Source organism: Phaeospirillum tilakii (assembly GCF_042683125.1).
GTDB lineage: Bacteria > Pseudomonadota > Alphaproteobacteria > Rhodospirillales > Magnetospirillaceae > Phaeospirillum > Phaeospirillum tilakii.
Genome location: NZ_JBHUIY010000003.1, coordinates 187,369 through 197,533, shown reverse-complemented (window position 1 = coordinate 197,533; position 10,165 = coordinate 187,369). Strand labels below are relative to the sequence as shown.

11 protein-coding genes, 1 tRNA gene and 1 pseudogene are annotated in these 10,165 nt (G+C 68.8%); 1 reads left to right on the top strand and 12 read right to left on the bottom strand.

Annotated features, from left to right (window positions below; all coding sequences use genetic code 11):
- Positions 1-145: 145 nt before the first annotated feature.
- A pseudogene (locus ACFSNB_RS03000) lies at positions 146-676 on the top strand (IS3 family transposase); the annotation flags it as partial.
- A 99-nt stretch (positions 677-775) separates the two neighbouring features.
- On the opposite strand, the gene ACFSNB_RS02995 reads toward ACFSNB_RS03000, so the two are convergent.
- The 12 genes from ACFSNB_RS02995 to ACFSNB_RS02940 all read right to left on the bottom strand — a co-directional run bounded on the left by ACFSNB_RS02995 (position 776) and on the right by ACFSNB_RS02940 (position 10,070).
- Positions 776-1,135, bottom strand: coding sequence for a hypothetical protein (locus ACFSNB_RS02995; RefSeq protein WP_377314369.1), 360 nt, complete (start codon positions 1,133-1,135; stop codon positions 776-778).
- On the bottom strand, positions 1,132-1,575 hold the full coding sequence (locus ACFSNB_RS02990; protein WP_377314367.1) for a helix-turn-helix domain-containing protein: 444 nt from the start codon (positions 1,573-1,575) through the stop codon (positions 1,132-1,134). The genes ACFSNB_RS02995 and ACFSNB_RS02990 overlap by 4 nt, the downstream gene beginning before the upstream one ends.
- A 34-nt stretch (positions 1,576-1,609) precedes the next feature.
- Positions 1,610-1,849, bottom strand: a complete 240-nt coding sequence (locus tag ACFSNB_RS02985; protein WP_377314365.1) for a hypothetical protein — start codon at positions 1,847-1,849, stop codon at positions 1,610-1,612.
- A gap of 444 nt (positions 1,850-2,293) precedes the next feature.
- Positions 2,294-2,369, bottom strand: a tRNA-Glu gene (locus tag ACFSNB_RS02980).
- 142 nt (positions 2,370-2,511) lie between these two features.
- Positions 2,512-3,825 (bottom strand): ATP-dependent protease ATPase subunit HslU, encoded by a 1,314-nt coding sequence (gene hslU / locus ACFSNB_RS02975; RefSeq protein ID WP_377314364.1) that lies wholly within the window; start codon positions 3,823-3,825, stop codon positions 2,512-2,514.
- Positions 3,822-4,373, bottom strand: coding sequence for an ATP-dependent protease subunit HslV (gene hslV, locus ACFSNB_RS02970; protein ID WP_377314362.1), 552 nt, complete (start codon positions 4,371-4,373; stop codon positions 3,822-3,824). Before hslV ends, hslU begins: the two co-directional genes overlap by 4 nt.
- Before the next feature lie 127 nt (positions 4,374-4,500).
- A complete protein-coding gene (gene ptsN, locus ACFSNB_RS02965) occupies positions 4,501-4,965 on the bottom strand; it encodes a PTS IIA-like nitrogen regulatory protein PtsN (RefSeq protein WP_002730231.1) in 465 nt (154 codons plus the stop codon).
- Between the two features lie 180 nt (positions 4,966-5,145).
- Complete coding sequence (gene rpoN / locus ACFSNB_RS02960; RefSeq protein ID WP_377314360.1) at positions 5,146-6,657, bottom strand: RNA polymerase factor sigma-54; 1,512 nt, start codon at positions 6,655-6,657, stop codon at positions 5,146-5,148.
- 20 nt (positions 6,658-6,677) lie between these two features.
- Positions 6,678-7,463, bottom strand: coding sequence for an LPS export ABC transporter ATP-binding protein (gene lptB, locus ACFSNB_RS02955; protein ID WP_377314358.1), 786 nt, complete (start codon positions 7,461-7,463; stop codon positions 6,678-6,680).
- Positions 7,463-8,419, bottom strand: a complete 957-nt coding sequence (locus ACFSNB_RS02950; protein ID WP_377314356.1) for an LptA/OstA family protein — start codon at positions 8,417-8,419, stop codon at positions 7,463-7,465. Before ACFSNB_RS02950 ends, lptB begins: the two co-directional genes overlap by 1 nt.
- Positions 8,416-9,105, bottom strand: coding sequence for an LPS export ABC transporter periplasmic protein LptC (gene lptC, locus ACFSNB_RS02945; protein WP_377314354.1), 690 nt, complete (start codon positions 9,103-9,105; stop codon positions 8,416-8,418). Before lptC ends, ACFSNB_RS02950 begins: the two co-directional genes overlap by 4 nt.
- Positions 9,102-10,070 (bottom strand): KpsF/GutQ family sugar-phosphate isomerase, encoded by a 969-nt coding sequence (locus tag ACFSNB_RS02940; protein ID WP_377314352.1) that lies wholly within the window; start codon positions 10,068-10,070, stop codon positions 9,102-9,104. The genes lptC and ACFSNB_RS02940 overlap by 4 nt, the downstream gene beginning before the upstream one ends.
- Positions 10,071-10,165 lie beyond the last annotated feature (95 nt).

Below are 10,165 nucleotides of genomic sequence, written 5' to 3'. Positions count from 1 at the left end.
ACCGCACGAACGATCCGTTCCCGAAGATCTTCTGAATAGGGGCGCATTCATGGCTGGCCTCCTTAACCCAGCCACAAGCTTGAATCACACTTTTTAAGTGTTGTGAATCCTTTTCTCGATTCGACCTAACAAGGAAGCGCTCTAGGTCTTCCCGTACCTGCTGCGGGAGATGAGGATCGAACGGCCGAACCAGGTATGGGCGATGGACATCACCTACATTCCCATGGCCCGGGGCTTCGTCACCCTCGCCGCCGCGGTCGACTGGTACAGCCGCCGGGTACTGTCCTGGCGGCTGTCGATCACGATGACGACGGATTTCTGCATCGAAGCGGTCGAGGAGGCCCTGGCGAAGCACGGCAAGCCGGAGATCTTCAACACCGACCAGGGCAGCCAGTTCACCTCGGGCGACTTCGTCGGCCTCATGGTTGCCAACCGCATCGAGATCAGCATGGACGGCAAGGGATCATGGCGCGACAACGTCTTCGTCGAACGGCTGTGGCGCTCGGTGAAGTACGAGGAGGTCTACCTCAAGGCCTATGACAGCGTGACCGAGGCCCGCGCCTCGCTGGGCCCCTACTTCGACTTCTACAACGGCCACAGGCCGCATTCGAGCCATGGCGGCAGAACGCCCGACCAAACCTACTTTGACAACCTGCCCCAGATCGAGGCAGCATGATTTTTGCCGCCGCTGGGGGCCTCATTTCGGTCGGGCTACGCCCTCCCTGCATGAGGCCCTCCAGCGGCAAAACCAGACCGAAACCGGCAGGCGATCCACTTAAAATCCGCCGAATTCTGTCCAAACGACCCCGGCCAGCTCTGGCGCTGACCGAGGCAAGCACCTTGGCGAGATCCAGGTCGAACTGATAGCGGACGAAATCGTCGGGATCAGCGCCTCGAAGCCGGTCACCACGCTGTCGCGGCTGTGGGCGTTCATCAAATCGCGGACCCGTTCAAGCTGCCGCCGGTCGAGGTCGGGACGGTTGCCCAGCAGATTGCCGATCCATTCCTCGTGGATCAGATCGCTCCAACGCGGCCGGAACAGGTCGGCGACGGCCAGTTGCATCAACAGGTCGCGCAACGGCGCCGGGTACAGGACACAGGCGTCGAGCAGGACGGTGAAGCTGCCCGACTTCAATAGCCCATCCCCATCTCCTGGGACAGGCGGGCCAGATCGTCGAGGGCCTGGGTGCGGTCGGCGTGGAGGCGGTCCTTGTAGGCCTTCACGTCGTGGAAGCGGACCCGGCGATGGGTGCCGACCTTGTGGAAGGGGATGGTGCCGCCTTCCAGCAGGCCGATCAGGTGCGGGCGCGAGACGTTGAGGAAGTCGGCGGCCTCCTGGGTGGTCATCTCGGCGTGGATCGGGATCAGGGTGACGGCGTTGCCGTGGGTCATCTCGGTCAGGATGTGCGACAGCAGGCGCGACACCGAGCGCGGCAACACCAGGGCCTGACCGTCATCAAGCTGCACCCGCAGTTCCGAGCGGGTATGGCCGGCGAGGATACGCCCGGCTTCCTCGGCCATCCGGGTCTCGTCCTCGGTCGGGACCACCGGGTCGTAGGCCTTCAGGTCCGACATCGTTCTCTCCCGTCGTTGGCGTCCAGACACGCGATCACCGCCGCGCCTCCGATAGATGGCGCATCACCGCAACGAACGCAACAACCGAAACAAACGAAACGGTCGGGAGGCCGCCTCGCGGCATTCCTGCAGCCGCGCATGCGGTGGACGACTTCGCCGCTTGCACCCGTTTGAACTCGGCGGTGGTCACCGGCTGGGGATCGTCGGCAACGATCATCTCGACCGCCAGCCACGCGGCGACGACGCGGCGGGGATCGATTTCGGCCTTGCGCAACCGCGCCCACAGCGCCGCGGAAGGCCTCGACCGAGGGGCCGGCGTTGCGGAACAGGGCCTCGACCCGCTCGACGGCGTTGCGCACCCAGAACACGTCGCCGTTGGCGGTCAGCCACGCCATCGCCGCCCGGCGGTAGGGGGCAAGCTCCTTGCCGGCATAGGATCGCTTGGTCGCGCAGCTTGCGGGCCTGCTTCAGGTCGCGGGTGTCGAGACCTTCGCGGGTCTCGCGGCCGTGGGGGGATCCGGTGCGGGGATTGGTGCGTCCGACCAGCGCGACGGGCGTGACCATGCGGAAGCACCATCCGGTGCCCTGGCCGCGCGGCTGGAACAGGAAGAGGGTGTCGAGCATGTCGTCGTCGGCCATGTCCGCGTTGTCCATCGTGGACAACAGACCGTTCAACAACGTGCCGAATTTTTCTTTGAAATCAACGCCTTAAAACGAGTGGCGTCCCCAAGGGGATTCGAACCCCTGTTACCGCCGTGAAAGGGCGGTGTCCTAGGCCTCTAGACGATGGGGACAACTCGAGGCGGAGGCGAGCTTATAGCCGGGTTGTTCGAACCGCGCAAGCCCCCTTTTTATCCTTTCGCCAAAAAAGAAGGGGGTCCGGGGCATCGCCCCGGCGGGTCCGCGGGCAGAGCCCGCGCAACCCCCGCCCGGACCTCAGAGAATGAACTTGGCCAGATCGGCCGTCTGAGCCAGCGTGCCCACCCGCTCCCGCACCAGAGCCGGGGTGATGGTGATCGCCGTTCCCGGCGGCTGGTCGGGAGCGGAGAAGCTGATCTCCTCCAGCAGCCGTTCCATCACCGTATGCAGCCGGCGCGCGCCGATGTTCTCGACGGTGGCGTTGATCTCCGCCGCCAGGGCGCCGATGGTGTCGATCGCCGCCGGTTCGAACGTCAGATCCACCCCCTCGGTGGCGAGCAGGGCGGTGTATTGCTTGATCAGGCTGGCTTCCGGCTCGGTCAGGATCCGCACCAGTTCGTCGCGCCCGAGCGGCGCCAGTTCGACCCGGATCGGCAGCCGCCCCTGGAGTTCCGGCAGCAGGTCGGACGGCTTGGCGAGGTGGAACGCCCCCGAGGCGATGAACAGCACATGGTCGGTCCGCACCGAGCCATGCTTGGTCGCCACCGTGGTGCCCTCGATCAGCGGCAGCAGGTCGCGCTGCACCCCTTCGCGGCTGACGTCGCCGCCGACATGGGTTTCGCTCGACCGGGCGCAGATCTTGTCGATCTCGTCGATGAAGACGATGCCGTGGTTCTCGACCGCGCCGATCGCCTCCTTCACCACCCGCTCCTGATCGAGCAGCTTGTCGGATTCCTCGGCGGTCAGCAGGTCGAGCGCGGCCTTGCAGGTCAGCCGGCGCGGCTTGGTGCGGTTGCCGAGCGCCTTGCCGAGGATCTCGTTGAGATTGAGCATCCCCATCTGGGCGCCGGGCATCCCGGGAATGTCGAAATTGGGCAGGGCGGTGTCGGCGGCCTGGATCTCGACCTCGCGCTCGTCGAGCGCGCCCTCGCGCAGCATCTTGCGGAATTTCTGCCGGGTGTCGGCGCTGGCATGGCTGCCGGCCAGGGCGTCGAGCAGCCGGTCCTCGGCGGCGATCTCGGCCTTGGCCACCACCTGCTTGCGCAGCCGCTCGCGGGTCATGGTGATCGCCACCTCGACCAGATCGCGCACGATCTGCTCGACGTCGCGGCCGACATAGCCGACCTCGGTGAACTTGGTCGCCTCGACCTTAAGGAACGGCGCCTGGGCGAGCCGGGCGAGGCGGCGGGCGATCTCGGTCTTGCCGACCCCGGTCGGGCCGATCATCAGGATGTTCTTGGGCAGCACCTCCTCGCGCAGGGCGTCGGGGAGCTGCTGGCGGCGCCAGCGGTTGCGCAGGGCGATGGCGACCGCCCGCTTGGCGTCGTGCTGGCCGACGATGAAGCGGTCGAGTTCCGAGACGATCTCGCGGGGGCTGAAGGCGGGGTTCATAGGCTTTCGACGATCACCGAGCGGTTGGTGTAGACGCAGATGTCGGCGGCGATCCCCATCGCCTTGCGGGCGATCGCCTCGGCGTCGAGCCCGTCGATGTCGATCAGGGCGCGCGCCGCCGCCAGGGCGTAATTGCCGCCCGAGCCGATGCCGATCAGCCCGTCCTCGGGCTCCAGCACGTCGCCCTGGCCGGTCAGCACCAGCGAGACCTCGGCGTCGGCCACCGCGATCATCGCCTCGAGCCGGCGCAGATAGCGGTCGGTGCGCCAGTCCTTGGCCAGCTCGACGCAGGCACGGGTCAACTGGCCGGGATGCTTCTCGAGCTTCCCTTCCAGCCGTTCGAGCAGGGTGAAGGCGTCGGCGGTGGCGCCGGCGAAGCCGACCAGGATCCGGCCGTTGCCGATCCGGCGCACCTTGCGGGCATTGCCCTTGATCACGGTGGCGCCGAGGCTGACCTGACCGTCACCGGCGATCACCACCCGGCCGCCCTTGCGCACCGCCAGGATGGTGGTGCCGTGCCAGGAGGAGGAAGGACTGGACTCGCTCATGCTCTCTCCCCGCGCCTTTGGAAGCGGTTCGGGATGATGTGAAGCGGCGCCGTCCCGGAGCGACGGAGCGCCGGCCGGCGACCGGCCCGCATCCGGGCCGGTTCCGTTGCGTCCCCGCCGCGCCGGATCAGGCGGCGCGCGAGGCCGGGGATTCGGTCAGCAGGGCGTAGAGGGCGTCGGCATTGTCGGTGCCGCGCAGCTTTTCGCACACCGCGCGGTCCCGCAGCAGGCGCGACACCCGGGCCAGGGCCTTCAGGTGGTCGGCGCCGGCGGATTCCGGGGCCAGCAGCAGGAAGATCAGATCGACCGGCTGTTCGTCGATCGAATCGAACTGGATCGGCCGCTCCAGCCGGGCGAACAGGCCGTACAGCCGTTCGAGATTGGGCAGCTTGCCGTGCGGGATGGCGATGCCGTTGCCGACACCGGTGGTGCCGAGCCGCTCCCGTTCGAGCAGAACGTCGAAGATCGCGCGTTCATGCAGACCGGTGATTTCAGCCGCGCGCCGCGCCAGATCCTGCAGGGCCTGCTTCTTCGAAGTGGCGCGCAGATTCGAAATGACGGCGGACGGAGTGATCAGGTCGGTGATTTCCATGAATCCACCTATTCAGCGGGATGCGACTCCCGGCGGGCCCCCCCGGGCCGCGCCGGACGAGGGAGTCTCCCAACGACGGCACGTCTGTCCACCCCATGGGTTTCCCCTGGGGAGGCGCGGACCATAGTTCCCCCCGGGGTCCAAGTCAAGCGGACTGCCGGCCCGTCACCGCGCCCCCGCTCAAAGCCCCAGCGACTTTTCGCGGCGGCGTTGGACCGAGGAGGCGATGTTCATGGCCTCGCGGTACTTTGCCACCGTTCGGCGGGCGATGTCGATGCTTTCCGCCTTGAGGATCTCGACGATGCGTTCGTCGGACAGCACGTCCTTGCCCTCGGCGTCGATCAGCGTCTTGATCCGGTGGCGCACCGCCTCGGCCGAATGGGCGTCGCCGCCGTCGGCCGAGCCGATCGCCTGGGTGAAGAAGTACTTCATCTCGTAGATGCCGCGCGGGGTGGCGATGTATTTGTTCGAGGTCACCCGGCTGACGGTGCTTTCGTGCATCGCGATCGCCCCGGCGATGTCGCGCAGCACCAGCGGGCGGAGATGGCTGATGCCGTGGCGGAAGAACCCCTCCTGCTGGCGCACCAGCTCGGTCGCCACCTTGAGGATGGTGGTGGCGCGCTGGTGCAGCGACTTGACCAGCCAGTTGGCCGACTGGAACCGTTCGCTCAGATAGCTCTTGTCGTCCTTGCTGCGGGCGCTGCCGGTGACGGTGGCGTAATAGCGGGTGTTGACCAGCACCCGGGGCAGGGTGTCGGGATTGAGCTCGACCAGCCAGCCGCCATCCTGGGCGCGGCGCATCAGCACGTCGGGCACCACCACCGGCGCCATGGTGCGGTCGAAGCGCAGCGCCGGCTTGGGGTCGAGCGCCTTGATCTCGGCGATCATCTCGGCCAGATCCTCGCCATCGACCCCGCACACCCGCATCAGCCCGGGCAGGTCGCGCCGGGCCAGCAGGTCGAGATGGTCGAGCAGCGCCGCCATCGCCGGATCGAGCCGGTTGCGCTCGGCCAGTTGGAGGGCGAGACATTCCCTGAGGCTGCGGGCGAACAGGCCGACCGGATCGAAGCCCTGCACCCGGGCCAGCACCCGCTCGACCCGCGCCAGCGGACATCCCAGCCGCTCCGCCAGTTCGGCGAGGTCGCCGACCAGATAGCCGGCCTCGTCGAGCAGTTCGATCAGGTGCAGCGCGATCAGCCGGTCGCCCGGGTCGGTCAGATCGACGTTGATCTGGGCGACCAGATGGTCGTGCAGGCCGATCTCGCCGGCGGCGAGATGGTCGAGGCCGGATTCGTCCTCCTCGAAATCGGCACGGCCGCCGGCCCCCCAGCTGCCATAGCCCTCGAGCCCGACCGCGTCGGCGGCGCTGTCGTTGGTGAACAGGTTGTCGACATCGACGTCCATCGCCTCGGCGGCGCCGCCGGTGGCGGGGATCTCGTCGACGATCGAGGGTTCGGTGCGGGCGGAATCGAGCAGCGGCAGATCGGCGGCGTCGCCCGCCGGCTCGCCCGGCGGCTCGGCCGGGCCGTCGGCTTCCTCGCGCTCCAGCAGCGGATTGCGCTCCAGCTCCTGTTCGATGAAGGCCGACAGCTCAAGGCTGGAGAATTGCAGCAGCTTGATCGCCTGCTGCAATTGCGGCGTCATCACCAGCGACTGGGTCTGACGCAGATCGAGACGGGGGCCCAGGGCCATGGCGTGCGTCCCCTTCCCGGTTACAGGCTGAAATGTTCGCCCAGATAGACCCGCCGCACCCCCTCATGGGCGACGATCTCGGCCGGGCTGCCCTCCATCATCACCGATCCGCCATGCAGGATGTAAGCCCGATCGATGATGTCGAGCGTCTCGCGCACATTGTGGTCGGTGATCAGCACCCCGATGTCGCGATCCTTGAGGTGGGCGACCAGATCGCGGATTTCCGCCACCGCGATCGGATCGATGCCGGCCAGCGGCTCGTCGAGCAGGACGAAATGCGGCCGCCCGGCCAAGGCGCGGGCGATCTCGACCCGGCGCCGCTCGCCGCCCGACAGCGCCAGCGCCGGGGCGCGGCGCAGATGGGAGATGGCGAACTCGGTCAGCAGGGTTTCGAGGTCGTGCTCGCGCCGTTCGCGGTCGGATTCGACCACCTCGAGCACCGCCATGATGTTGCCCTCGACGGTCAGGCCGCGAAAGATCGAGGCCTCCTGCGGCAGATAGCCGATCCCCAGCCGGGCGCGGCGGTACATCGGCAGCGGCGTGATGTCGTGGCCGTCGAGCAGGATCGCCCCGTCATCGGGGGCGATCAGCCCGGTGATGCAGTAGAAACAGGTGGTCTTGCCGGCACCGTTGGGGCCGAGCAGCCCGACCGCCTCGCCCCGCTGCACCGCGATCGAGACGTCGCGCAGCACCGGGCGGCGCTTGAAATGCTTGCCGATCGAGCGGGCGACCAGGCCGGAAGCGGTCGAAACCGTCGGGGCCGCCGCCGTCGGGGCGGCGCCGTCCTGCGCGCTGTCGTCCTGCATCACTGGCCGCCGAGGTCCCCGATCGCGGGCACCCCTCCGCTCGGGGCCGCCGCGCCGCCGTCGCGTTTCTGCGGGGTGAACACGCCCTGCACCCGCCCGGGGGTTCCCCCGTTGGGCGGCGCGGGAAACAGCTTGCTGATCCCGGTCTTCATGTTGACGTAAGCCCACCCGCCTTCCAACTGGTTGCCGCCCTCGCGGGTCATCTTGACCGCGCCGGACAGGGTGGCGATCCCGGTGGCGGCGACATAATCGCCGCGGTCGCCGGTGATGACCTCCTTGGCGGTGGTCAGCACGACATGACCATAGGCGTCGGCCCGCTCCAAATCCAGGCTGTCCTCGCCGGCGCCGGACGCCTTCCGGGCCGCGCCCGCGGCGGCGGCCGGCGCCGGCTTGGCCGGCGCCGCGGCAGGGCCCTTGTCGTGGAAATGGGCGGTGATGACATCGGCGCGCAGGGTGCGGTCGCCGCGCGTCGCCACCGCGTCGCCGCGCAGCACCGCCATCTTCTTCCCTTCCCAATATTCGATCTGCTCGCTGGCCTGGAAGCTGTCGGTCGGGGTCACCAGCCGGGCCGGGCCGCCCTTCAGCACCAGCACCGCCTGATCGAGATCGTAGATCGCCTTGGTGCCGGTGGCGGTGTCGGTGGGCGAGCGGATCGTCACCACCGAGCCGTCGGCGTCGATCCGCCAGATCTCGTCGCCATTGGCGCCGTGGCGGTAATAGGCGGTCAGGGTGTCGGCATCGAGGGTCATGGTGCCGCGCACCGCCTTGGCGTTGCCGCTGGCGATCACCCGCAGCTCCTCGGCATGCCATTCGATGCCCTGGTCGGCGAACACCTGGAGCTGCTGCGCCCCGCCCTGGGCCATCGAAAAGCCCTGGGCCGAGGCGGAGAGAGGAGCGGCAAGGACCAGCGCCGCCAGCGCGGCCCCGGCCAGACGGGGGAGGACGGGCCGGGTCATCGCGGCGCGGCCCGCCGGCCGGAAAGAAGATCGTGCCCGGCGGTCCACAGCGTCATCCGGCTCTGGCCGGTGAAGGTCAGGCTCTGGCCCTTGTCGGTGACCTCGAACCCGGCGGCATCGATCGTCCCCTGCGGCCCGTGGCCGGTGACCGGCCGGTCGCCCCGCACGGTCGAGCGGGCCAGATCGACGGTGGCGGCGTCGGTGTGCAGCTCGGTGCCGGAATCATGGTAGAGGTTGACGTCGCCGGTCAGCAGCAGGGTCTGCTCCCCCTTGCGGTAGAGGCCGTTGGTGGCGCTGATCACCACGTTGGCGCCCGAGGCGGTGGTGAAATCGGCCTGGGGATGGTCGAGCTGGATCTGGTCGGCGCCGGCGCCACGGTCCTGCACCGCCAGCTCGGCGCTGAGCGCGTAGGGCCGGTTCGCCTGGTTGAGGCCGTAATACTGGGCGTTGCGCATGGCCAGGGTATCGACCTCCTTCAACGGCATCTTGGCGAACCCGACCTGGAAGCCCTCATGGTCCAGCGTCAGCTTCGGCCACACCACCACCAGACCCAGCAGCACCGCCGCCAGCGCCGGCAGCACCACCTTCATGACCCCGACGAAGCGGGAATAACGGGCGAACGGCCCGGCCGGCGCCGGGCGCGACCGCCGCCGCCACGACGATCCGCCGTCGCCGGACTCGGTCACGCCACCCCCGCCCGCAGGCAGTCATGGACATGCAGCACCCCGACCGGCCGCCCGGTCTCGTCGACCACGAACAGGCCGGTGATCGCCTTGGCGTTCATCAGGCCGAGCGCCTCGGCCGCGAGCAGGGTCGGCGCCACCGTCTTGGGGTTGGCGGTCATCACCTCGGCGGCGGTCAGCGCCAGCAGGTCGCCGCGCAGGTGGCGGCGCAGGTCGCCGTCGGTGACGATCCCGATCAGCCGGCCGTCGCCATCGACGATGCCGGCGCAGCCCAGGCTCTTTTCGGTCATCACCAGCAGCACGCTGCCCATCGGGGTGTCGGGGGCGGCCAGCGGCAGCTCGGCGCCGCCATGCATCAGGTCGGACACCCGCAGCAGGTGGCGGCCAAGCTGGCCGCCGGGATGGAACAGGCGGAAATCGGCGGCGGTGAAGCCCTTGCGTTCGAGCAGGGTCACCGCCAGCGCGTCGCCGAGCGCCAGCATCATGGTGGTCGAGGTGGTGGGGGCCAGCCCCATCGGACAGGCCTCGGGCTGGCGCGGCAGCACCAGGGCGACGCTGGCGGCCTGGGCCAGGGTGCTGTCGGCCCCGCCGGTGATGCCGATCAGCGGAATCGAGAAGCGGCGGCAATAGGCGATGAAATCGCCCAGTTCCGGCGTCTCGCCCGAATTGGACAGCGCCATCACCGCGTCGTCGCGGGTGACCATGCCGAGATCGCCGTGGCTGGCCTCGGCGGGATGGACATAGAAGGCGGGCCGGCCGGTTGAGGCCAGGGTGGCGGCGATCTTGCGGGCGACATGGCCGCTTTTGCCCATCCCGGTGACCACCACCCGGCCCGAGGCGGCCTCCAGCGTCTCGACCGCGGCGACGAACGCCTCGCCCAGGCTGGCGGCGAGTTCGCCCAGCGCGGCGGCCTCGGTGGCGAGGACACGGCGGGCGATGGCGATGGCGGTGGTGACGGCGGCGGTCATGGCGGCGGGTCCGAACTGGGGCCGGGGGGTGCGCCTGGGCGCGCCCAAGGCCCCCTACTATACGAATCCCCCGGGTGACGGAAAGGCAAAACGCG